This is a genomic window from Aeromicrobium sp. (genome assembly GCF_036675695.1).
GTDB lineage: Bacteria > Actinomycetota > Actinomycetes > Propionibacteriales > Nocardioidaceae > Aeromicrobium.
The window spans coordinates 1-22,125 of sequence record NZ_JAKFEL010000027.1 but is presented as its reverse complement, the minus strand read 5'-3'; the positions used below and the strand labels follow the sequence as shown (position 1 = coordinate 22,125).

The 22,125-nt window shown below is 64.9% G+C and carries 28 protein-coding genes; 11 read left to right on the top strand and 17 right to left on the bottom strand.

What is annotated here, in order from left to right; translation table 11 throughout:
- The first annotated feature begins 85 nt into the window (after positions 1 to 85).
- The 5 genes from V6M39_RS01445 to V6M39_RS01425 are packed head-to-tail and all read left to right on the top strand — an operon-like array spanning position 86 to position 3,848.
- Complete coding sequence (locus V6M39_RS01445) at positions 86 to 301, top strand: hypothetical protein (RefSeq protein ID WP_332641874.1); 216 nt, start codon at positions 86 to 88, stop codon at positions 299 to 301.
- A gap of 15 nt (positions 302 to 316) precedes the next feature.
- The gene (locus V6M39_RS01440) at positions 317 to 1,594 is read left to right on the top strand and encodes an NAD(P)/FAD-dependent oxidoreductase (RefSeq protein ID WP_332641873.1); all 1,278 of its coding nucleotides are present in this window, start codon (positions 317 to 319) and stop codon (positions 1,592 to 1,594) included.
- Entirely contained in the window at positions 1,588 to 2,334 is a 747-nt protein-coding gene (locus tag V6M39_RS01435) for a DUF1365 domain-containing protein (protein WP_332641872.1), read from the top strand. The genes V6M39_RS01440 and V6M39_RS01435 overlap by 7 nt, the downstream gene beginning before the upstream one ends.
- Positions 2,331 to 3,560, top strand: coding sequence for a cyclopropane-fatty-acyl-phospholipid synthase family protein (locus V6M39_RS01430; protein WP_332641871.1), 1,230 nt, complete (start codon positions 2,331 to 2,333; stop codon positions 3,558 to 3,560). The genes V6M39_RS01435 and V6M39_RS01430 overlap by 4 nt, the downstream gene beginning before the upstream one ends.
- Positions 3,561 to 3,563: 3 nt before the next feature.
- Positions 3,564 to 3,848, top strand: a complete 285-nt coding sequence (locus V6M39_RS01425) for a WhiB family transcriptional regulator (RefSeq protein ID WP_332641870.1) — start codon at positions 3,564 to 3,566, stop codon at positions 3,846 to 3,848.
- Here the strand turns inward: V6M39_RS01425 and V6M39_RS01420 are convergent.
- Positions 3,845 to 4,201 carry a hypothetical protein gene (locus V6M39_RS01420; RefSeq protein WP_332641869.1) on the bottom strand — a complete coding sequence of 119 codons (357 nt, stop codon included), beginning with the start codon at positions 4,199 to 4,201 and terminating at the stop codon, positions 3,845 to 3,847. The two genes, V6M39_RS01425 and V6M39_RS01420, sit on opposite strands and share 4 nt — an antisense overlap.
- Positions 4,202 to 4,274: 73 nt before the next feature.
- Between V6M39_RS01420 and V6M39_RS01415 the strand changes: the two genes are divergently transcribed.
- Complete coding sequence (locus V6M39_RS01415) at positions 4,275 to 4,502, top strand: hypothetical protein (RefSeq protein ID WP_332641868.1); 228 nt, start codon at positions 4,275 to 4,277, stop codon at positions 4,500 to 4,502.
- Positions 4,503 to 4,517: 15 nt separating this feature from the next.
- Here V6M39_RS01415 and V6M39_RS01410 read toward each other — a convergent pair whose 3' ends face one another.
- From V6M39_RS01410 to V6M39_RS01395, 4 genes are read right to left on the bottom strand one after another with little or no spacing between them, the layout of a single operon-like run.
- Positions 4,518 to 4,979 (bottom strand): hypothetical protein, encoded by a 462-nt coding sequence (locus V6M39_RS01410; RefSeq protein ID WP_332641867.1) that lies wholly within the window; start codon positions 4,977 to 4,979, stop codon positions 4,518 to 4,520.
- Positions 4,980 to 5,108, bottom strand: coding sequence for a hypothetical protein (locus V6M39_RS01405; protein WP_332641866.1), 129 nt, complete (start codon positions 5,106 to 5,108; stop codon positions 4,980 to 4,982).
- Between the two features lie 26 nt (positions 5,109 to 5,134).
- Positions 5,135 to 8,053, bottom strand: coding sequence for a bifunctional [glutamine synthetase] adenylyltransferase/[glutamine synthetase]-adenylyl-L-tyrosine phosphorylase (locus tag V6M39_RS01400; protein WP_332641865.1), 2,919 nt, complete (start codon positions 8,051 to 8,053; stop codon positions 5,135 to 5,137).
- A gap of 20 nt (positions 8,054 to 8,073) precedes the next feature.
- A complete protein-coding gene (locus tag V6M39_RS01395; protein ID WP_332641864.1) occupies positions 8,074 to 9,411 on the bottom strand; it encodes a glutamine synthetase family protein in 1,338 nt (445 codons plus the stop codon).
- 211 nt (positions 9,412 to 9,622) lie between these two features.
- Here V6M39_RS01395 and V6M39_RS01390 point away from each other — a divergent pair, with 211 nt between their 5' ends.
- The gene (locus tag V6M39_RS01390; RefSeq protein WP_332641875.1) at positions 9,623 to 11,365 is read left to right on the top strand and encodes an NAD+ synthase; all 1,743 of its coding nucleotides are present in this window, start codon (positions 9,623 to 9,625) and stop codon (positions 11,363 to 11,365) included.
- A 96-nt stretch (positions 11,366 to 11,461) separates the two neighbouring features.
- Complete coding sequence (gene panB / locus V6M39_RS01385) at positions 11,462 to 12,325, top strand: 3-methyl-2-oxobutanoate hydroxymethyltransferase (protein ID WP_332641863.1); 864 nt, start codon at positions 11,462 to 11,464, stop codon at positions 12,323 to 12,325.
- 8 nt (positions 12,326 to 12,333) lie between these two features.
- Here the strand turns inward: panB and V6M39_RS01380 are convergent, their stop codons facing one another.
- The 3 genes from V6M39_RS01380 to V6M39_RS01370 are packed head-to-tail and all read right to left on the bottom strand — an operon-like array spanning position 12,334 to position 14,665.
- On the bottom strand, positions 12,334 to 12,732 hold the full coding sequence (locus V6M39_RS01380) for an MAPEG family protein (RefSeq protein ID WP_332641862.1): 399 nt from the start codon (positions 12,730 to 12,732) through the stop codon (positions 12,334 to 12,336).
- Positions 12,720 to 13,697: a hypothetical protein gene (locus V6M39_RS01375; RefSeq protein WP_332641861.1), complete on the bottom strand. Its 978-nt coding sequence runs from the start codon at positions 13,695 to 13,697 to the stop codon at positions 12,720 to 12,722. The genes V6M39_RS01380 and V6M39_RS01375 overlap by 13 nt, the downstream gene beginning before the upstream one ends.
- Positions 13,694 to 14,665: a glutamate-cysteine ligase family protein gene (locus V6M39_RS01370; protein ID WP_332641860.1), complete on the bottom strand. Its 972-nt coding sequence runs from the start codon at positions 14,663 to 14,665 to the stop codon at positions 13,694 to 13,696. Before V6M39_RS01370 ends, V6M39_RS01375 begins: the two co-directional genes overlap by 4 nt.
- A 54-nt stretch (positions 14,666 to 14,719) precedes the next feature.
- Here V6M39_RS01370 and V6M39_RS01365 point away from each other — a divergent pair, with 54 nt between their 5' ends.
- The gene (locus V6M39_RS01365; RefSeq protein ID WP_332641859.1) at positions 14,720 to 15,193 is read left to right on the top strand and encodes a MarR family winged helix-turn-helix transcriptional regulator; all 474 of its coding nucleotides are present in this window, start codon (positions 14,720 to 14,722) and stop codon (positions 15,191 to 15,193) included.
- On the opposite strand, the gene V6M39_RS01360 is transcribed toward V6M39_RS01365, so the two are convergent.
- Positions 15,179 to 15,487: a hypothetical protein gene (locus V6M39_RS01360; RefSeq protein ID WP_332641858.1), complete on the bottom strand. Its 309-nt coding sequence runs from the start codon at positions 15,485 to 15,487 to the stop codon at positions 15,179 to 15,181. The genes V6M39_RS01365 and V6M39_RS01360 overlap by 15 nt on opposite strands.
- On the bottom strand, positions 15,487 to 15,681 hold the full coding sequence (locus V6M39_RS01355) for a hypothetical protein (protein ID WP_332641857.1): 195 nt from the start codon (positions 15,679 to 15,681) through the stop codon (positions 15,487 to 15,489). The genes V6M39_RS01360 and V6M39_RS01355 overlap by 1 nt, the downstream gene beginning before the upstream one ends.
- Positions 15,682 to 15,731: 50 nt before the next feature.
- Between V6M39_RS01355 and map the strand changes: the two genes are divergently transcribed.
- Complete coding sequence (gene map / locus V6M39_RS01350; protein WP_332641856.1) at positions 15,732 to 16,580, top strand: type I methionyl aminopeptidase; 849 nt, start codon at positions 15,732 to 15,734, stop codon at positions 16,578 to 16,580.
- On the opposite strand, the gene V6M39_RS01345 is transcribed toward map, so the two are convergent.
- From V6M39_RS01345 to V6M39_RS01335, 3 genes are read right to left on the bottom strand one after another with little or no spacing between them, the layout of a single operon-like run.
- Positions 16,570 to 16,749 (bottom strand): hypothetical protein, encoded by a 180-nt coding sequence (locus V6M39_RS01345; protein WP_332641855.1) that lies wholly within the window; start codon positions 16,747 to 16,749, stop codon positions 16,570 to 16,572. The genes map and V6M39_RS01345 overlap by 11 nt on opposite strands.
- Before the next feature lie 31 nt (positions 16,750 to 16,780).
- Entirely contained in the window at positions 16,781 to 17,617 is an 837-nt protein-coding gene (locus V6M39_RS01340) for an aldo/keto reductase (RefSeq protein WP_332641854.1), read from the bottom strand.
- 29 nt (positions 17,618 to 17,646) lie between these two features.
- Positions 17,647 to 17,952 carry a hypothetical protein gene (locus V6M39_RS01335; RefSeq protein WP_332641853.1) on the bottom strand — a complete coding sequence of 102 codons (306 nt, stop codon included), beginning with the start codon at positions 17,950 to 17,952 and terminating at the stop codon, positions 17,647 to 17,649.
- Between the two features lie 86 nt (positions 17,953 to 18,038).
- Here V6M39_RS01335 and V6M39_RS01330 point away from each other — a divergent pair, with 86 nt between their 5' ends.
- Positions 18,039 to 18,269: a hypothetical protein gene (locus V6M39_RS01330; RefSeq protein ID WP_332641852.1), complete on the top strand. Its 231-nt coding sequence runs from the start codon at positions 18,039 to 18,041 to the stop codon at positions 18,267 to 18,269.
- A 50-nt stretch (positions 18,270 to 18,319) separates the two neighbouring features.
- Here the strand turns inward: V6M39_RS01330 and V6M39_RS01325 are convergent, their stop codons facing one another.
- The 4 genes from V6M39_RS01325 to V6M39_RS01310 form a co-directional block, all read right to left on the bottom strand.
- Complete coding sequence (locus V6M39_RS01325; protein WP_332641851.1) at positions 18,320 to 19,093, bottom strand: methyltransferase domain-containing protein; 774 nt, start codon at positions 19,091 to 19,093, stop codon at positions 18,320 to 18,322.
- Complete coding sequence (locus V6M39_RS01320) at positions 19,090 to 19,803, bottom strand: hypothetical protein (protein ID WP_332641850.1); 714 nt, start codon at positions 19,801 to 19,803, stop codon at positions 19,090 to 19,092. The genes V6M39_RS01325 and V6M39_RS01320 overlap by 4 nt, the downstream gene beginning before the upstream one ends.
- A 41-nt stretch (positions 19,804 to 19,844) precedes the next feature.
- Positions 19,845 to 20,207 carry a DsrE family protein gene (locus V6M39_RS01315; protein WP_442880646.1) on the bottom strand — a complete coding sequence of 121 codons (363 nt, stop codon included), beginning with the start codon at positions 20,205 to 20,207 and terminating at the stop codon, positions 19,845 to 19,847.
- A 122-nt stretch (positions 20,208 to 20,329) separates the two neighbouring features.
- On the bottom strand, positions 20,330 to 21,904 hold the full coding sequence (locus tag V6M39_RS01310) for an HD domain-containing phosphohydrolase (RefSeq protein WP_332641848.1): 1,575 nt from the start codon (positions 21,902 to 21,904) through the stop codon (positions 20,330 to 20,332).
- Between the last annotated feature and the right edge of the window lie 221 nt (positions 21,905 to 22,125).

Here is a 22,125-nt window from a genome sequence, read left to right as displayed (position 1 = left end):
AAGCGCGAGGCAGCCGCCCGTCGCGCCGAGGAGCTTCGTACGCCACAATTGACCTCATAGTCGAGTCCGACCGAGAGGCCACCCGATGGCGTTGAGCAGGCGCGAGATCGCCAAGGACGTGTTTCAGCAGTCTGTCGAGGCGGCCATCGCAACCGGTGGTCATGTGGCGGCGATCCTGTTCGAGGGAGCCCGCAAGATCACGAACGAGCTCGGCGCGTTCGGCACGGAGATCTTTGAGATCACCGAGTCGAGCCGCAGGGCCGGCGAAGACGCTGACAAGACCAATCCGGACAACGGCTAGCCACGAACCACTGGCATGAGCCAAACGACGCCCCGACGCCGCGTTGCAGTGATCGGATCGGGGGTGTCCGGTCTGACAGCCGCGTACGTCCTCCGCAAGACCCATGACGTCACCGTCTTCGAAAGTGATTCACGCATCGGCGGCCACGCTCATACGCACACTGTGGCCGACTCGGACGCCACACATCGCGTCGACAGCGGCTTCATCGTTCACAACGACCGCACCTATCCCCTGCTGCGGCGGCTGTTCGCCGAGCTTGACGTCGAGGTTCATGCGACAGAGATGAGCATGAGCATCCATTGCGACGGCTGCGGGCTCGAATACGCCGGCGGTCGCGGCGGCAAGGGCGTGTTCGCGCAGAGGCGCCGAGCCGCAGATCCGCGCTATCTCGCGATGCTGCTGAGTGTGAAGAAGTACGGACGCCTCGCCCAGAAGCTCCTCGACAGCGCAGAGTCGCCCAACAACCCGGAGACGTACGGAGACTTCCTGCGGATTCACGGGTTCTCGGAGTTCTTCATCTCGCACTACGCCGTCCCCGTCGTCGCGTGCGTGTGGTCCTCTGGCCACGAGGATGCGCTTTCATACCCGGCGCGCTATCTCTTCGAGTTCCTCAAGCACCACGGCTTCCTGTCGGTCAAGGGCTCGCCGCAGTGGTTCACCGTGGCTGGCGGCTCAGGTACGTACATCGACAAGGTGACTGCAGCCGTCGGCGACGTACGCGCATCGACCGGCATCACGGCGATCACTCGCAAGCCCGACAGCATCGAGCTGATCGACACCGCTGGCAACCTCCACCAGGCCGATGCCGTCGTCATCGCCACCCACGCCGATGACGCCCTGGCGCTGCTCACCGATCTGACCGACGACGAACGCCGCGTTCTCGGCGCGTTCGAGTACTCCCGCAACGAGACGCTGCTGCACCGCGATGCCGCCCAGCTGCCGAACGCGACGGCCGCGCGGTCATCGTGGAACTATCGAATGGACGACTGTGCTCAGCGAAGTGACCGGACGGCGGTGACGTACTGGATGAACAGACTTCAAGGCATCGAGAGCGCCGAACCATTCCTCGTCACGCTCAATGCGTCCGAGCGCATCGACCCGGCCAAGGTCGTCGCGCGGATGGACTACACGCACCCGATCTACACCCCGGAGTCGGTTGACGCTCAAGGCGAGCTCACGAGCCTGTTCACCGACCGCACGGTGTATGCCGGCGCGTATCACGGCTGGGGATTCCACGAGGACGGCTGCCGATCCGGCGTGGAAGCAGCCCTGGCGTTGGGCACGGCATGGTGACGCCCACGCTGCCTGCGCTCCCGGCTCTGGTCGAGGGCACGGTCGGCCACACGCGCCGCACTCCGCTGCGCCACCGCTTCACCAACCGCGTCTACCAGTGGCTCGTCGATGTAGACGAGCTGCCGCGTATGAATCGCATGCTCCGACCGTTCTCGTCGTTCAAGGCCGCAGATCACATCGGCGATCCCAACGACACGATCCGCGCCAACATCGAGCGGTTCTGCAAAGTCGGCGGTGTCGACATCAGCGGCCACCGCGTGCTGATGCTCGCCAACGCTCGCGTGCTGGGCCATACGTTCGACCCGCTCAGCGTGTTCTGGGCGATCGCACTCGACGGCTCATTGCGATGCATCGTCGCCGAGGTGCACAACACGTACGGGGAGCGCCACGCCTATCTCCTCGAGACGGATGACGCTGGCAAGGCGACCGTCAACAAGGAGTTCTACGTGTCGCCGTTCTTCACGGTCGACGGCCGCTATGACCTGCAGTTCACGCTGACTCCCGAGTCGGTGTCGTCGACCGTGATCCTTCGCCAGGGCGGCGAAGCGGTCTTCAGCGCGACGTTCCGCGGCACACCTCGCCCCGCAACTCCAGGCCGCCTCAGCAAGCTCCTCATAAAGATGCCGCTCATCACCCATCGCACCAGCCTTCTGATCCGAATACACGGTGTATGGCTCTGGATCCGCAGATTGCCGGTCGTCAAGCGACCGGCTCACTCTCCGCAGGAAGGCACGCAATGACTGAGTTCGCCACAGCCCGTTGGCCCGGCGTCGCGCACACCCCACGCACACCGGCCAAGGCTCGCATCGCCAAGGCAATCCTCAAGCCCACGATCAACCGCGTGCCCGTGCGGCTGACGATGGCCAACGGAACCCGCTGGGGCGCAGGCGACGACAACGCCCCGGAGATGCGCCTCGTACGCCCTCGCGCGTTCTTCGCCCGGCTCGGCGCCGACACCAAGATCGGCTTCGGCGAGGCGTACATGGCGGGCGACTGGACCACCGGCGACGACACCGACCTCGCCGAGCTGCTGACACCGTTCGCTGCTCGCATGGCGACGATCGTGCCGGTACCCCTGCAGAAGTTCAGGGCTTTCGTCGACAAGAAGCTCCCGCACCACCAGCGCAACTCGGTCAACGGCTCGCGCAAGAACATCGAGGCGCACTACGACCTCTCGAACGAGCTGTTCACGCAGTTCCTCGACCCGTCGATGAGCTACTCGTCCGCATGGTTCGAGGGTGACGAGACACTCGAGCAGGCACAGATGCGCAAGATCGACGCGGTCCTCGACGACGCACACGTCACCAAGGGCACGCGGATGCTCGAGATCGGCAGCGGCTGGGGTGCTCTCGCCGTACGCGCCGCTCAGCGTGGGGCCAAGGTCACCACGATCACGATTTCGACGGAACAAGCTGCACTCGCGAAGAAGCGGTTCGCCGAGGCCGGCGTCGACGTAGACCTCCAGCTCGTCGACTATCGCGAGGTCACCGGCCAGTACGACGCCATCGTCAGTGTCGAGATGATCGAAGCGGTTGGCGAGGAGTTCTGGCCGACGTACTTCTCGACGATCGACAGGCTGCTCGCATCCGGCGGTCACGTCGCAATCCAGGCGATCACGATGGATCACCACCGCTACCTCGCGACCCGCAACTCCTACGGCTGGATCCAGAAATACATCTTCCCGGGCGGACTTCTCCCGTCGCTGACGGCGATTGACCAAGTGCTCTCCGAGCACACCACGCTCGCGGTGACCAACCAGCGTCCGCTCGGCCGCCACTACGCGCGCACGCTGCGGCAGTGGCGCGACAACTTCAACGCCAACTGGTCGACGATCAACGCGCAGGGCTTCGACGAGACCTTCCGACGTATGTGGGAGTTCTATCTCGCCTACTGCGAGGCGGGATTCAGCACGGGCTACATCAACGTGCACCAGATCTCGATGTCGCGACCCGCCCGAGAGGTCTGAGCCATGGCGAGCATCGCCCGCCTGCCCATGCCGATCCAGGAGACCTGGGACTGGCAGTACGAGGGCGCCTGCCGCGAGACCAACCCCGAGACGTTCTTCTCACCCGACTCCGAACGCGGACCTCGCCGGCGTCGACGTGAGGCGGCAGCCAAGGCTCTCTGCGCTGTGTGCCCCGTACGTCAGGCGTGCCTCGAGCATGCTCTGGCTGTACGCGAGCCGTACGGCGTCTGGGGCGGCCTCAACATCAACGAGCGAGAAATGATCATCGCCGACCGCAAAGCCGGCTAGCTCAACTTTGGACGCTTGAGGTCAGCTTCAGCGATCGTCACGAAAGCCGACAAAACCGCTGCAATGATGACGAATCCACTGAAGTACAGATATGCGAAGCCAGCAATCTCGCTCGGATCGTCCGTAGTGCTGAATCCCGCAGCCGCAAGCCAGACCCCGCACAAGGCGAGGGCTGCCAAGGGCACGCGCGCCCAACTCCGGCGGATCATCGCGAGAGCCGCGAGCACAGCGACCGCGATTCCGCACAGTCCGAAGGCGTAGTCGCCAGCTGCAGTCTGGAAAAGAATCACCTCTCCAAGTACACCAATGGCGAAGGCACCCACCTCAAGTGCCACGACGGTTCGAGCGCGCATCCGCTCACGGTAGCCCTGAAAGAACTCACCGAAACCGAGATCGCTCAAGTCGAGCCTGTGACAGCATCCAAGAATGCTGTTGACGGTGCTGGGAGGCGCGGGCCTCCTGGCTGCGATGGCGGTCGTCGTCCCTCTGCTGGCGTACGGACTTTCGGCGTTGTTCGACTGGAACAACTGGGGAAACCGTGACGACGACGGGCGAGGCGGCGTTCCAGCCCCACAACGGCCAGGACCCTCGACACCTCCGTCGCCGATGACGCGATCTGCCGAGCCCGGCGAAAGTGATGGCACCGATCGGTGACCGAGCCGCTCTGTCTTAGTCGTCCTTGTTGCGAGACCGGAGGTATTCCTCAATCTCGCCGCGTTTGAGGGCACGAACCCTCGCCCGAGTCTTCGGGTGGATCCACATCGAGCCGAGGACGAGACCACCGAACGCGATGAATCCTCCCCAAATTGAGAAGCCGACGGCTTGCTCCCTATATTCGGGGTCGTTGGTGGTCTCAGCGATGAGCCACAGTGTCGCGATGCCAACGGCGGCGACCGCTCCAAAGAGTTCGAATCCCCATCCTTGCCCTCGGGCGGACGGAGATTCGAACTTCCAGTTGGTGTAGCTGAGCCACAAGAAGAACGCAGCAAAGATGGCCGAATAGATCGCACCCCAAGGATGGGAGCTGGTCAGCCAAGTGACCGCGACATACGTGGACCACAAGCCCAACCCTGCGCACAAGAACACGCTGAACTTCCGAAACGACTGGTCGGACTTGGTCGTCTTCTCCATCTAGCCGCCGCCGCACTGGCAGACAGGTTCGGCCATCTTGTGGTCGATCAGTGCGTATCCGGACGCAGCTAGTAGAGCAATCGACGTGACGAACGCAATGACGAACAGCTTGGAGCGCTCAACGGACACCTCCGAAGCGTAATCCTGAACAGCATCTACTCGTAGAAGATGCGCTCCACGACCTTGCGGGCCAGGCGGGTGGTGCGGAGGTAGTCGTCGACCATGCGTTCGCTCTCGTCCATGCCGTAGCCAAGCAGGTGAGCGACGCCGGCGCGGTCGGCGCCCTGCTCGACCATCGATTCGGCGGGCTTGCCGCGCATCAGTACGACGGCGTTGCGGATGCGGCTGACTAGGCGCCAGGCGTTCTCCAGTGCGGTCGCGTCCTCGTGGCTGATCAGATCAGCCTTGAGCGCTGCGTGGAGCGCCTTGAGGGTGCGAGTCGTACGCATCTCGGGCACAGCACTCGCGTGCTGCATCTGGAGCAACTGGACGGTCCACTCAACGTCAGCGAGTCCACCGCGGCCGAGCTTCAGGTGCGTATTGGGGTTGGCGCCACGTGGCAGGCGTTCGGAGTCGATACGAGCCTTGATGCGCCGGATCTCGCGCACTTCGTCAGGCGTCGTGCCGCCCTCAGGCCAGCGCAGCGGATCGATCAGCGCAGTGAAGCGAGCCGACAGCTCCTCGTCGCCGATCACGGCGTTGGCGCGGAGCAGCGCTTGGGCCTCCCATACGGCGGACCACTTCTTGTAGTAGCCCTCGTAGGCCGCGAACGTACGGACCAGCGGGCCGTTCTTGCCCTCGGGCCGCAGCTCGGCATCGACCTCGAGAGGCGGATCATCCGACGGCGAGGCCAGCATCTTGCGAAGTCCGACGGCCACCGCGGTTGCGGCCTCGGATGCTTCTGTCTCGTCGGCACCGGGCAGCGGGTCGTGCACGAACATCACGTCGGCATCGGAGCTGTAGCCCGCTTCGCCGCCGCCGAGTCTGCCCATCAGAACGATCGCCATACGTGTTGGCATCGCCCCACGCTCTGCCTCGACCGCAGATGTCGCGACCTTCAATGCACCGGACAGCGTCGCGACCGAGATGTCGGTCAGCGCCTCGCCAACCTCCAGGATGTCGAGACGACCGAGGACGTCAGCGATGCCGATACGGGAGAGCTCGCGGCGCCGCACCCGGCGTACTGCCCGGATCGCGTCGACCGGATCGCTGTGCCGCTCGGCGGCGATGTCCATCTCGCTACGGAGGCGCTCGATGGAGCGCGGAACGAGCTCGGCGTCGTCTCCGAGCAGCGCGACCGAGTCGGGTGCTCGAAGGATGAGGTCGGTGACGTAGCGGCTGGAACCAAGCACCCGAGCGAGCTGCTCAGCACCTTCGCCCTCGTCGCGGAGCTTGCGGAGGTACCAGTGCGTCTCACCGAGACCCTCGGAGACCTTGCGGAATGCCAATAGCCCGGCCTCGGAGTCGGGCGTCTCTGCGAGCCAGGCGAGCATCGCTGGCAGCAGCGCCTTCTGGATCGCCGCGCGCCGTGAAACTCCCGAGGTCAGTGCTTCGATGTGCTTGAGCGCGCCCTTCGGGTCGACGAAGCCAAGAGCCTTCAGGCGCTGCTCGGCAGCCAGCGGGGTGAGCCGCAGACCGTTGGTCGGCAATGACGCAACCGCCTCAAGCAGCGGTTGGTAGAACAGCTTCTCGTGCAGGCGGCGTACGAGGCGGCGATGCGCCTGCCACTCCTTGGTCAGGTTCTCGGCCGGGTTGTGCCGAAAGCCCATGCTGCGGCCGATACGGCGCAGGTCCTCGGGATCATCCGGCACGGTGTGGCTTCGGCGCAGCTTGAACAGCTGGATGCGGTGCTCCAACGTGCGGAGGAACTCGTACGCCTCCTCCATCGCCGCACCATCCCGACGTCCGACATACCCACCCTTGGTCAGCGCACGAAGCGCCTCGAGGGTTGTCGGACTGCGGAGTGACGGATCGGCACGCCCGTGCACCAACTGCAGGAGCTGGACGGCGAACTCGACATCACGCAGGCCACCCGGCCCGAGCTTGAGCTCACGATCACGCTGGTTCGTCGGAAGGTTGTCGATGACGCGGCGACGCATCGCACGTACGTCGGTCACGAAGTTCTCGCGAGTGCTGGCCATCCAGATCATCGGTGAGAGCGCGTCGATGTATGCCTGACCAAGTGCCTTGTCGCCGGCAGCGAATCGCGCCTTCAGAAGTGCCTGGAACTCCCATGTCGTCGCCCAGCGCTCGTAGTATGCGACGTGGCTGGCCAGTGAACGTACGAGAGGGCCGTCCTTGCCCTCAGGTCGGAGGTTCGCGTCGACCTCCCAGATGGTCCCCTCGCCGGTGTGCTCGCGACACAGCTTCATCGTTGCAGCGGCCAGACGGGCTGCCGCCGCCGCTGCGGAATGGTCATCCGCGCCCTCGCGCGCCTCGTACACGAAGATCACGTCGACGTCGCTCAGGTAGTTGAGCTCATGCCCGCCGGTCTTGCCCATTGCCATGATCGTGAACTTGCAGAGCTCGTCGTCCTTCTCGTCGACTCGAGCGATCTGCAACGCGGCACCCAGGGTCGCCACCGCGAGATCAGACAGCTCGGCCGAAGAGTCCTCGAAACTGGTCAGGGCTGTGAGGTCGCGGGCGGCGAGGTGCAGGAGCTTGCGGTAGTAGTTGACGCGCAGCTCGTCGGCATTCGTCGCAGTCGACATCTGCGAGCGGCGCAGGTCGATGGAGATCGGCTCGTTCGACAGCTCACTGCTGCCCAGGTCGCTGATGAACTCGGGGTGCCGGGCGACAAACTCTCCAAGCGCCTCGCTGGTGCCCAGCACAACGAGCAGTCGCTGACGCAGTTCACGGTCCTTCTCGAGCTGCTTGAGCAGCTTGGGGGCGCCCATGCGATCGGCAATCGCCGCGAGGGACGACAGTGCGGTGTCCGGTCCGGCGACGCTGGCGATCTGTTCGACCAGCGCGTCGGGTACGTCACCGAGTCGCTGGAAATTGGCGACAGCCAGATCGCCGTTGCGGAATCCCTTGCGCGCTAGCGCCTGCGGATCCGCCGTGTCCTTTGCCACCTGTGCAGGTTAAGGCCTGCTCAGAGCATCGGCATCATGCGGTCGATCTCGAACTGGGTGACCTGCGAGCGGTAGTCCTGCCATTCCGCGCGCTTGTTGCGCAGGAAGAAGTCGAAGACGTGCTCGCCCAGCGTCTCGGCGACGAGCTCGCTGGTCTCCATCGTGCGGATCGCCTCGTCAAGGTTGCGCGGGAGCGGAGCGATGCCCATCGCCTTGCGCTCGTTCTCGCTCAACGACCAGACATCGTCCTCAGCCTCAGCCGGGAGCTCGTACTTCTCCTCGATGCCCTTGAGTCCGGCGGCCAGCACCAGCGCGAACGCGAGGTACGGGTTGCAGGCCGAGTCGATCGCACGATGCTCCATACGCGCCGAGTTGCCCTTGTGCGGCTTGTACATCGGGATGCGGATGAGCGCCGAGCGGTTGTTGTGGCCCCAGCAGACGTAGTTGGGTGCCTCTCCCCCGCCAGCGAGGCGCTTGTAGGAGTTGACCCACTGGTTGGTGACGGCGGTGATCTCCGGCGTGTGGTGCAGGACGCCGGCGACGAACGCACGGCCCGTCTTGGAGAGCCCGTACTCAGCGCCCGCCTCGTGGAAGGCGTTTTCGTCGCCCTCGAAGAGCGAGACGTGCGTGTGCATGCCCGAGCCCGGGTGATCGGTGAACGGCTTGGGCATGAACGACGCCCACTTGTCCTGCGACAGGGCAACCTCACGCACGACCGTGCGGAACGTCATGATGTTGTCTGCCGTCGAGAGTGCGTCGGCGTAGCGAAGATCGATCTCCTGCTGGCCGGGGCCGCCCTCGTGGTGGCTGAACTCGACCGAGATGCCCATGTTCTCGAGCATCGTGATGACCTCGCGGCGGAAGTCCTGGCCCCCACCCTGGGCCGTGTGGTCGAAGTAGCCGCTGTCGTCGACCGGAATCGGTCGCTCGCCGACATCGGGCTTGCCCTTGAACAGGAAGAACTCGATCTCGGGATGGGTGTAGAACGTGAACCCGGCCTCCGACGCCTTCTGAAGCGTGCGCTTGAGGACGTGACGCGGATCGGCATACGACGGCGTGCCGTCGGGCATGAGGATGTCGCAGAACATACGTCCGGTTGCGGGCGTCTCGCCGCGCCACGGGAGGATCTGGAAGGTCGAGGGATCAGGACGGGCCAGCATGTCGGCCTCGTGCACGCGGGCGAAGCCCTCGATGGCCGAGCCATCGAAGCCGATTCCCTCGGCGAACGCGCCTTCGAGCTCAGCCGGGGCGATCGCCACGGACTTCAACGAGCCGAGCACATCGGTGAACCACAGACGTACGAATTTGACATCTCGCTCATCGAGCGCGCGCAGCACAAAGTCTTCCTGTTTTCCCATGTAGCCAGTGTGCCGACCACGTGTTACGGACTTGTTACGTGGGTCGCCCCCCTCGGTGGTTGAGTAGGAGGCCGCCCGCGGCCGACGTATCGAAACCTCGGGACAAGACCTTGCAAAGCGAGCAATCGGTCTCACGAGGTTTCGATACGGGCTCGTTCCTCGCCCTACTCAACCAGCGAGTTGGGGCCGATAGGCTTCCTGTGTGCCCCAGATGCGCCTTGCTCTTGCCCAGGTCAATGCCACGGTCGGCGATCTCGCCGGCAATGCCGATCTCGTCGTCGCGAACTGCAAGGCCGCCGTCGATCAGGGCGTCCACCTCATCGTGTTCCCCGAGATGATGCTGACCGGCTACCCGCTCGAGGACCTCGCGATGCGCCTGTCGCTGATCGAGGCGTCCAAGGCTGGCATCGAAGCGCTGGCCGTACGCCTGAAGGACGAAGGCTGCGGCGAGCTCGTCGCGATGGTTGGCTATCTCGATCAGAAGCCCGATGTGCTCGACGCACCCGGCATCCCCAAGAACGCACCGCAGAACAACGTCGCGATCATCCACGACGGCGCGATCGTCGCCCGCCAAGCCAAGCACCACCTCTGGAACTACGGCGTCGGCGATGAGATCCGCAACTTCGTGGCCGGCGACACGATCAACATCGTGCAGATCGGTGGCATCGACGTCGCCCTCGCGATCTGTGAGGACCTCTGGCGTGACGGCCCGTCCGCCGCAGCCAAAGCAGCAGACGCCGCCCTCCTCGTCGTGCCGAACGGCTCGCCGTACGAGGCGGACAAGGACGACGTACGCCTCGAGCTGTGTGCGCGCAGGGCCGCAGAGGGCGATTGCGTGCTGGCGTACGTGAACCTCGTCGGCGGACAGGACGAGCTGGTCTTCGATGGCGACTCGATCGTCGTCGACTCCGGCGGAAATGTGCTCGGTCGCTCGAGCCAGTTCGAACCCGAGCTTCTTGTGGTCGACCTCGAGCTCCCCGCAGCGACGCCGACGATGCCGAGCGATGACGAACGTTTCGGTGGGCTCAAGATCAAGCGCACGATCATCACCTCCGAGGCGTTCGATGGGTACGAGCCTCTGCCGCCTGCGCAGGCCGAACGGTTGAGCCGCAACGAAGAGATCTACACCGCTCTCGTCACCGGACTTCGCGACTACGTGCACAAGAACGGCTTCCAGTCCGTGCTGTTCGGTATGTCCGGCGGTATCGACTCGACACTCGTGGCAGCGATTGCGGTCGACGCGCTCGGCCCGGAGAACGTGAACGGCATCTCCAACCCCAGCGCCTGGTCGAGCGAGCACTCCAAGTCCGATGCCGCGGAGATGGCAGAGCGTACGGGTCTGTCGCTCGACACCATCCCGATCGCGCCGATCTTCGACAGCTACCAGGAGTCGCTGCACCTCACCGGCCTCGCCGAGGAGAACCTTCAGGCCCGCATTCGCGCGGTGATTTGGATGGGACTGTCCAACCAGCATGGCCACCTCGTACTCGCCTGCGGCAACAAGTCGGAGCTGGCCACCGGCTATTCGACGATCTACGGCGATGCGGTCGGCGCCTACGCGCCGATCAAGGACGTGCCCAAGACGCTCGTCTGGGAGCTCGCGCGCTGGCGCAACGAGGTCGCCGCCGAGCGCGGCGAGACCCCGCCGATCCCCGAAGCCACGATCACGAAACCGCCGTCGGCCGAGCTGCGACCGGGTCAGCTCGACTCGGACTCGCTGCCTCCGTATGACCTGCTGGACGCCGTGCTGGACGCGTACGTGGAGCGCGATCTCGGCTCCGCCGCCGTGATCGCCGAAGGACACGATCCTGCGCTGGTGCACCGAGTCGTGACCCTGGTCGACAAGGCCGAATACAAGCGCCGCCAGTACCCGCCGGGACCCAAGGTTTCGCGCCGCAACTTCGGTCGCGATCGCCGCGTACCGATCACCCATCGCTGGCGCGAGGACAAGTAACCAACCTCACGTACGCGTACGAGGGCCAGTGCGCTCTGGATCTGGCAGTCTGGAGGAGTCCGTGGACTCCGTAAGGAGCTGCGAGAAGGAGAAATCATGAGCACCCCCGAAGAGACTGCGCCCTACGGCACCGGCCCATCCGCGGCTGCACCGTCGACCCGCAAGCGGATCCGCACTCACCACCTGCAGCAGCTCAAGGAGCAGGGCGAGAAGTGGACGATGCTGACGGCGTACGACCAGTACACCGCCGCGATCTTCGACGATGCCGGAGTCGAGGTGCTGCTGGTCGGCGATTCGGCCTCCAACAACGTCTATGGCAACGAGACCTCGCTGCCCGTCACGGTGGACGAGCTGATCCCCCTCGTACGCGCGGTGGCGCGCTCCGCCAAGCACTCGCTCGTACTGGCCGATCTCCCGTTCGGCTCCTACCAGGGCTCGCCCGAGCAGGCGTTCCACACGGCCGTTCGCTTCATGAAGGAAGCCAACGCTCACGCGGTCAAGCTCGAGGGCGGGCTCGCGATGGTTCCCCAGGTCAAGCTGCTGACTGACGCTGGCATCCCCGTATGCGCGCACATCGGCTTCACGCCTCAGTCCGAGCACAACCTCGGCGGCTACCGCGTGCAGGGCCGTGGCGATGACGCCGCCCGCATGGTCGAGGAGGCCAAAGCGCTCGAGGCTGCCGGTGCGTTCGCGATCGTCATGGAAATGGTCCCGTCCCCTGTCGCCGCCGAGGTCACCAAGGCGCTACGTATCCCGACCGTCGGCATCGGCGCCGGCATCGACTGCGACGCCCAGGTGCTCGTCTGGCAGGACATGCTTGGACTCAACTCCGGCAAGACCGCCCGCTTCGTCAAGAAGTACGCCGACCTGCACAGCGTCATGCTCGACGCCACCAAGCAGTACGTGGCCGACGTCAAGGAAGGCGCCTTTCCCGCAGCTGAGCACAGCTTCGAGAGCTGACGCCGGCCTCACAAGTTCGCCAGCACAGTGATCGCGAGAGAGATGCCGACGATGTAGGTGCCGAACGCACCGATGTCTCGCACCGGTCCATGAGCGGCAAGCGTCTTGGCCGTGATCATCCCGAAGGCGTGAAGCGCTCGTACGCTGAGGGCTGCCACGGCGAGGCTCTCGATCCACCAGCCGCTGGTCAGGGTGGAGGCGACGATCAGCAAGATTGCCAGCGTTGGGATGTACTCCGCGGCGTTTCCGTGGGCGCGGACTGCAATCAGCAGGCGGTCGGTCGGATCGTTCGGCGCCTGCGGTTCACCGGTCGTGCTACGCAGGATGCGGTGTCGCGTGACGTTAGCGCCGAGCACGAAGACGAGCAGGCCGAGCAGGGCGATGCAGACGAGGATCAGGTCAGACATGGGAGAACCCTTTCGTTGATGAACAGGCGACGCATGATTGCGCCGCTGAGGTCGGTGCCCAGGAGAGCGTCCGTCTTGTGCATGCCTCCTGGGCAGGTCACGTTGATCTCGATGAGCTGACCGTCGATGACGTCCAGGCCGGCGAGGATGACGCCCGCCTGCTTCAGCGACGGAGCCAACGTCGCGACGATCTCTTCGTCCCGCGCATCCACGGCTGCGGGCGCCGACGGCGGTCCGATTCGGAAGTCGGTACGCGAGGGGCTGCGCATGACCGAGCCGATGATCTCGCCGTCGAGCACGAAGAGTCGCTTGTTGCCCTGCTCGACCGACGGGAGGTAGCGCTGCACGACCACGTGTCGTTCGCCGCCCTGCGTGGCCGACTCGATGAGCGTTGCAGCGTTGGGGTCATCGTGCCGGAGCAGCCACACATCCGTGCCTGCGAATCCGTCGACAGGCTTCACGACCGCAACGCCGTACTCGGAGACGAACCGCTCGACAATTGGCTGACTCGCAGTAACAGCTGTTGGCGGGATGAGCTCGGGGAACCGCAGGGCGAACATCTTCTCCTGAATCTGGAGGATCCCGTCCGGGCGGTTGGCAACCAGCACACCCGCGACCGATGCGACATCCAGCAGGTGCAGCGTGCGCTGGTAGCGACTCGTCACCGGCGGATCCAGGCGCATCAGGGCAACTGATGTCTCGCCAGCGACATCAATGACCCGGCGATCTTCCACGTCGAACCACTCGGCCTCGACCGCCCAGCGGTGATTGCCTTGGCGATAGCGCGGTCGCAAGGTGATCCTGCTCGCTTCTGCCTGCAGCCGGCCATCGAAGACGGTGAGCCCCTCTGGCTGGGATACCCATACTGACTCGCCGAGCTCCTGGCAGGCCGCCATCAAGCCGATACTGCTGTCGATCTCCGGATCCAACCCGGCAAGCGGATCAGTCACGAACAGGGCGCTCATGCCGCACCCACTCTCGTGCGGGCGGAAGCAATCTTCAGCAGCTCGGTTCCACGGTCGGCGAGCAGGTGCGGTGCGTACGCCGCCTCGTGCCAACGCTCAACCTGTCGCTCCGGACCAGCCAGCAGAGCCAGCGCGACACGACGTCGCTCGGGATCGTGCAGCAGGTTCGCCACCACCGACGCGACCCGCCCGATGAGGTGATCCGGCTGTACGTCGAGGTAGCGGACCTCGAGGTAGTGACCGCGCGGACGTACCGGCGGAAACAGCGTCGAGAGGTGTTCGGCCTCGGGAGTGAAGCGTGCCGCGCCAGCCGCGAAGTCCGCGTAGGCAGCGACGGGGTCGGCGCCGAGCAGACGGCCGTCGAATGCCGTACGGGACGGGTCGACCTCGAGCCAGATCGCCAACCTGCTGTCTGACTTGGTCGAGGTGGCGAAGGCAGCCGCGAGGTAGGGGCCTGCCAGCTGGGCCAACCGCCACTGCTCGAGCCCTGAGGGACCCGGCGCCCAGTCGAGGCAGACCTGGGTGGAAGCGGTGAGTCGCATCATGCGACGACCGGATGAGCCGACCACGTCGAAGCGTTCCTGCATCGCGAGGTAGCGCGGACGGTCCAGCTGGAGCGGCACGGCGTCGACGCCACGTGGATCGACGGCGACAGCCTCGAGCTCGACACCGACCCGCGCACAGTCAGCTCGCAGCGCCGTGAGGTCTCGCCGCACCAGCGCATCCAGCTCACGAGGAGAAGCGGCGGTCGGGAAGCTCAGCTCGACCTGTCCCCCGGGCTCAAACGCGAGATAGGGCGCGTACGAAGCGCCTGTCGTCGCAGCGGCGATCCGCTCGATTCGCGGGACAGATCCGTCGACAACATCGCGAGATACGAGCTCGTGCTCGACAGCAACCTTGGTTGTCGGACGACCGGATCGGGACGGAAAAAGCGCTTCGACCTGCGGTGTGTCCACCATGAGTGTCATGACTTCTCCTGATAAGGTAAGGTTACCTGACGATAATAGGAAGGTGACCTTACCGTGTCAAGACTTGAAGGCAAGCCGGATCACAAACCGCTGATCGCGGTCGTCGAATATGCCCGGCGCTCTCTGCAGGACGACATGGTCGCCGAAGGGCGGGCTCGGGGCTTCCACGAGCTGCGACTCGCCCACAACGCGGTGTTCGCAACGCTGAGCAACCCCGACGGGGAGCGTTCGTCAGACCTCGCCCATCGCGCGCGCATCACCAAGCAGGCCATGGGAGAAGTCGTCCGGGAGCTCGTCGACCTCGGCATCCTCGAGATGACCCCTGATCCCGAAGACGGCAGAGCGAAGCTCGTGACCTATACGAAGAAGGGTCGCGAATTTGCGAATCGCGGATTCCGCCACATCCTTGATGTCGAGCAGGCTCTCGTCGACCTCGTCGGACGAGATGCGTACGAGAGCGCGATCGCGGTCATGGGGCGAATCGACGAAGCCCTCGCCGCTGTTGCGACCTACTCACCTGGCGAATAGGCCGACGTCAGTGCCCCAGCCCCACCACATGGCACCGAACCACGACAGCAACGCCCAGGCTGCGAGTCCCGCAACTGGGACGGCCATCGTGAGCTTGGGCTTCGTCTTCGCCCACTTGGAGACGAGCCGCACCTGAGGGATGAGCAGCGCAAATGCGAGAGCCATCCCCCACCACGGCGCGTAGATGCCCGTGGCGAACGAGCACCACGTCATCATCAGCAGTCCGACGATCGCAACCCACGGACCGGACCGATCGAGATTGAGCTTCCCGGTTCGGCGACGCTTGCGCGCCATCACTTGTCGTCGAGGTTGTCGTTCCAGAGCGGGTCTTCGTCCCACGCCTTTGTACGTTCAGCAGCGATCTCCAGAGCACGCGCGGCCTTCTCGGCCGAGTCGTAAGGACCGAGCCGATCGGCGGGCCTGCAACCCTCCTGCGGCTCCACCTCGCGATGCACCATGCAGAAGTACCACTTCACGTCGTCAACCATGCCCCCACGCTACCCACCTGAGGCTGGGGCGTCCCCTCTAAACTCGCCGAGTGACTGTGCTGACTGCCGGACGACTGTCCCCCGAGCGGGCCGTGCCGAGCTCCATCGAGCGCCCAGAGTACGTCGGCCAGATCGCGCCACTCCCCTATCGGGGCTCGTCGGTTCGAGACGAAGCCACTATCGAGGCCATGCGCGTCGCTGGACGCATCGCGGCCCAGGCGCTCGATGCCGTTGAAGCTGCCATCGCTCCGGGTGTCACCACTGACGAGCTGGACGCCGTCGGTCACGAGTTCCTGATCGCGCACGGCGCGTACCCCTCGACGCTTGGCTACCGCGGCTACCCCAAATCGCTGTGCAGCAGCGTCAACGAGGTCATCTGCCACGGCATCCCGGATGATCGTCCGCTGGAGGATGGCGACATCGTCAACATCGACATCACCGCCTACATCGGCGAGGTGCACGGCGACACCAACAAGACCTATCTCGTCGGCGATGTCGACCAGGAGTCACGCCTACTCGTCGAGCGCACCGAAGAAGCCCTCCTGCGCGCCATCCGTGCGGTGAAGCCCGGACGCCAGATCAACGTCATCGGCAGGGTGATCGAGACGTACGCCGCGCGGTTCGGCTACGGCGTCGTACGCGAGTTCACCGGACACGGTGTCGGACCTGCATTCCACGACGGACTCGTGATTCCGCACTACGACGACCCGGCCTACGACACCGTGATCCTGCCGGGCATGACCTTCACGATTGAGCCGATGCTGACCCTCGGTAGCGTCGAGTGGGACATGTGGGACGACGGTTGGACCGCGACAACGCAGGACAAGTCGCGCACGGCACAGTTCGAGCACACCCTGCTCGTCACGAAGGACGGCGCGGAGATCCTGACTACGACTTGATGTTCCTCACGATGTACGCGACCACCAGGCCGATCGCGACGCCGAACAGTGCGTCGATCAGGAAGTGGTCCATGAACAAGCCAATGGCTCCACCGACCAGTAGGCCCAGTCCGGCGCCGACGGCGTAGCTGAACCGCGCTGGCGGCTCGTGATTCTCGTGTTCACTCATGCGCCGCAGCGTAACGCGAACACGCCATGAATCACGGGATCCAGTTGAACTCGTCCGGGTTCGGTCCGGTGCGCTGACCCTTGTCGAGGGCGGTGATGACACCCATGTCGGCCTCGGACAGCTCGAAGTCGAAGATCTCGAAGTTCTCCCTGATCCGCTCTGCCGTGACCGACTTGGGGAACACGATGTCGCCGCGCTGGATCTGCCAACGAAGGGCCACTTGAGCCGGCGACTTGTCGTGCGTCTTGGCGATAGCCGCGATCACCGGGCTCTCGACAACGAGTCCCTGGGCCAGTGGCGACCACGCTTCGGTGGCAACGCCGTACTCGGCGTTGGCCGCGCGTGCCTCATCCTGCGTCAGGAAGGGGTGCACCTCGATCTGGTTGACCGCCGGTACGACCGTGCCCTCCTGGACGACCCGTCGCAGATGTGATGGCTGGAAGTTGGAGACGCCGATCGCCTTGGCCCTGCCCGAGGCGTAGATATCCTCGAGTGCCTTCCAGGTGTCGACGAAGTCGACGTCGATGCCCGGCAGCGGCCAGTGGATGAGGAAAAGGTCGAGGTAGTCGAAGCCGAGCGTCTCCAGCGAGGTGTCGAATGCCTTGAGCGCATCATCGGGCTGGTGAAAACCGTTGTTGAGCTTGCTCGTGATGAACACCTCGCCACGATCAAGTCCCGACTCGCGTACGGCTTCGCCCACGCCTTGCTCGTTTCCGTACATCTGCGCGGTGTCGATATGGCGGTAGCCGACCTCGAACGCCGTCAGCGTCGCGGCCTTGGTCTCGTTGGGACGCACCTGCCAGACGCCGAAGCCGAGCTGTGGGATCTCGATGCCGTTGTTGAGCGTGATGTTGGGAACTGAAGTCATACCGCCACGCTACCGACCTGGTTCAACGCTCAGGCGAGCTGTGTTGCGGCAATCACCGTTGGCGTGATGGCGATCAGGATCCATACGGGTGACCACAGGCCGCGCTGCAGGATCGTGCGCACGATGCCGTACGTGATCAGTGCCAGCACGCCAGACATGACCGTGAGGAGGATCGCGTCTCCGTGGCGGCCCTGACCGTCGACGATGTTGCCAACGACGGCCAGGCCGATGATGCCGTGGACAGCGACGGCGAAGAATCCGATCGCTGCGACTCGACGTTGAACCTTCCTGAGAGCAATCAGTTGGGTGGCGCGGTCGCGAGTGTCGATGGTCACGGGTCGATTCTCCCATTCGGCCCTAACTTTCCTGCCGCGGGCTCGTTCATGTTGGCAGGGAGCGCAAACGGAAGAGGGAGCCCTTCATGCATCGAGTAACACTGACGATGGAGCTCAGCGGTGACAACGCGTACGTCCCGGTCGAGCAAGCGTTGAGCACCATGGCCAATGTCACCCTCGCCCGCCTGCCTGAACACCAGATCAGCGTGACGATCGAGACCGACGATCCTGACCTCGTCGACATCGTTCGCGAGATCGCCTGGGAGTACGACCCCGCCGCCGTACAGCAGTCGCTCGAGCTCGCAGACGTCTCCTGACGACGGACCCGCGTACCCATTTGCGGTCTGTCCGTATGCGGAGATGATCGTCAGTTCTTCGTGGCCAGGACGCTAATGCTGGACACGCCGTATGTCGTGGTGGCGCCGAGCGCTTGGTCGGAGATGAACCGGTAGTCGTTGTCGCGGACCTCGACCACCTCGAAGCCGGCATCTCGGATCGCGCCGAGGTAGTCGTCGCGCTGGGCGGCTCCACCGATGCAGGCAGCCCACAGGGAAGCGTCGCAGGTAATGCCTTGCGGCAAGTGTCGTGCCGACACGATGTCTGCAATCGCCAGACGGCCGCCACGCCTCAGAGCCGCCGCAGCCGCTCGAAACACCGCTGGCTTGTCCGGTGAGAGGTTGATGACACCGTTCGAGACGACGCAGTCGACGGAGCCGTCCTCGACCAGCGCATCCTCGATGTAGCCCTCCAAGAACGTCACGTGATGCATGCCGGCCTCGTCCGCGAGCCGCTTGGCCTTGGCGAGCTGGGCCGTCGTCATGTCGACGCCGATGACCTCGCCGGTCGGGCCGCAGGCAAGCGCGGCCAGGAAACTGTCCATGCCCGAGCCGCTCCCGAGGTCCAGTACTCGCTCGCCTGACGCAATGGAGGCGAGGTCCAGGAAGTAGCCGACTCCTGCGAAAGAGTCGATGGCTGGCCCAGGCACCTCGTCGAGATCGACCGACGGATAGCCAAGGTGCTCGGCGAGACCGCGCCCGGTCTCGAAGTGGTAGTCGGCTTCGGGCGCGAGGGCTACCCGCTCATACATGTCCTTGACTCGTGCTTCGAGGTCACTCTGGTCCAGTGCGTGCAATTCGGTCATTGCGGTTTCCTCTCATAGGTACGCCGGGCCACGCGCCTGGCGTTGTCGAACTCAACAGGATCCGTGATCGACCACATCGCCTGCCCGATGGCCAATACCCCACGCGCCGGCAGTGGGACGCCGCCGATGCTGGGGTTCTCCGACATCCGCATCGGGCTGCCCAAGCTCGCTCCGTCGAGGACTGCGCGAGACTGGTTCACGAAGTACATTCGCTCCGGCATCAGGAGCCCGGAATGGCCGCTTGGCATCGTTCCGGACATCTGCAACCGGCCCATCCCGAGCGCCCGCGCCAGTAGTTCGCGCGCTCGCACCATCGCATGTGGTCGCCAGCTGCGGAGCGGCATGGCTGCGCTGAGCGGGTTGAGTAGGCCCATCAGCGGTGATCGTGCGACGGTCACAGTCCAGTCCACCGCCGGATCGTCCATGGTGATGTGCAGGGAGCCCGGGCCAGTCCACTCGACGTTGATCCGGGCTGCTCCAACGTGGTCACAGGCGGGGCCGTAGTAGCGCGGGCAGGCGTTCTCGACATGCTCCGCATCGACATAAATCGACCAGCTGCCCATGGGGTCGCGGTGCCACAACGTCCGATAGGGGCCGAAGGAGCCCTGTGGGAACACCCGCAGGGCCAACACGTGCCCGGAGTCGAACGGCAGGCCCATGACTCCCCAGCCGCGCACGTACTCGTGGTCCGCCCACGGCGCGTCGCCCATGTCCGGACGAATCGCTGTGGTCCTAGAGGCCGGGCTGCGCATCAGAAGCTGAACGTGACGGCCGGATCGTCACCGATCCAGTTCCACATCGGAATCGTGCCGTTGACGACGGCACCAGAGATCAGTGCGGTGGAATCGAGTCGCTTGGCATCGAAGCAGACCGGGCAGACGAAGTAGCTTCCACCTGCCGCCTCGAACCGCTTCATCAGGTCCGCGAGCGAGGGACAACCTTCACAGGCCGTCCCGGTGGCGACGCCGGGAACCGCCAGGCGGACTGCCTCCTTGGTCAGGAAGATCAAGGTCTCGCGGCCGGTCTCGGCGGCTCCGACGGCCACCAGAAAGGCAACCGTCACCTTCTCGGCGTCCTCTAGTCCAGTACTTAGGCTTATCACTGCTTTAGCCATGACGACTCTCCCAACTCTGTAGCCCGTTCGACGCCGCGGTGGCGTCCATCAGCCACGCTAAAAGCGAGCGGTTGCCACGTCGTCGGGTGAACTCCCTACGAATTGGGACTGATGAGGCGGACTTAGATGTCGGGCCCGTCATCGAGTGTGCTGAGCAATCCGTTGCGCAGCGCGAAGAGTGTTGCCGTGGAGCGGCTGGAGACGCCGGCCTTGGCGTAGATGCGCTCGATGTGAGCACCCGCGGTCTTACGTGAGATCCCGAGCTGGTCGGCGACGTCGCTGGTGGTGGAGCCTCGGGCGATCAGGCTCAGCACCTCGATCTCGCGTGGCGTCAGGCCGGCAGGCCCCGCGACGCGTCGTCGGGTTCCCGCGCCTGCAGCCGCCAGAACGGCGTCTGCGGCCAATTGGTCAAGGCGGCCGCGGGCGATTTCGGCGCGGATCACGGCGGCGGCCTCCTTGACTGTGTGGGCGGGGCGATCGGCGCGGGGTTCGATCAGCTCATGGAAGGCGCAGGCGGCAGCCAGTATCCGACTCAACAGCGGGATCGCGTCCCCCCGAACTCCGCGGTGATGACCGCTGCCGTCCATACGCTCGTGGACGAGACCAGCGATCGCGCCCAGCCGGGCAAGCGTTGCGGGACGCGACAGCGCCCGCTCGGTGTAGTACGACGCCGCTCGCAGACGCTCCGTCTCGGTTGCGGTCAGCGGAGTCGGCTTGTCCAGGATCACCGTCGGGACGCCATGCAGCCCGATGTCGTGGACCAGCCCGGCTCGGTGAGTTGCGCGGATGTCGTCCGCGGGCAGGCGGAGCAGCCGTGCCGCTTCACCTGCCAGGTCGGCAACGCCGCGGGAGTGTCCCGCTCGACTCGCGCAGCGCAGGTCTGTGAAGTCCGCCAATGCCACCAGAGCAACTTCGAGGTCGTTGTCGCTGAGCTGGCCGGCGAGCCCGGGCTCTCGAGAGAAGTCGTCTCGTGCGTCGTACGCATCGACGTCGGGAGGCAGCATCTCTTCTGCCGCCATGCAGAACGCATCGACCAAGCTGGGGTCGAACTGGCCACCAGAGCGCGCCCGCGCCACCGCGACAGCTGCCGCGACACCGCCCCGCCGGTGGTAGACCTCGACCACGTCTGCGAGGTGGAACAGCCGGACCACCAGGGCGATCTGGTCGCCTCGGACATCGCGCGGGACGCCTTGTCCGTCCCAGCGTGCGAAGAACTGCCGAACTGCCGCCGAAGTCTCCTCGGACAACCCCAGCTGATCTGACAACGTCGAAGTGACCAGGCAGTGGCTCTGAATGCCCTGCATGACCCTGGTGCCACCAGTGGCGACCATGGTCGCGGCTGCTTGCATGCGGCGTGGCAGTGTCTGTCCGCGCCCGGCATGACCAAGGAAGAACGCCATCCCGGAGAGCCCGCCGAGATCCGCGTCATAGCTGTCTGCACGGAACGCAATATCGTCGCCGAAACTGGCCGTCAGCTCCGGAGAATCGGCCACACATCCCACCCACGACAGCATCGCGACGTGAAAAAGCATCGGCTGATCCTCATCGGGCAGGCCGACCTGACGGCCGAGACGCGACGCGATCTGCCAACTGCGCAGCAAGTGCTCCATCGGCTGGCCAAGGCCGAGATCCGTGGCAAGCGAGAACGCAGCCAGCAATTCGGCCAAGGTGACACCCGAGTCGCGAGGCCCGTCCACCCGGCTCAGTGTAGGTCAGTGGATCCACGTCCAACGTGACTTCACGAGCGCCCGGCAGTTCGTATGTGTCCCACCTCGTTGTCCCCGAAATGAGCGTCAGGTGCGAATGAGCCGGCCTGTAAGCCGGATCCTGTCGTGGGCGACCATCCATCTGGGACGTCCATTGCTGAACGCCTCGTGCGACCTACCCGCTGACATTGGACGAGCAGCCCGTCAGCGCA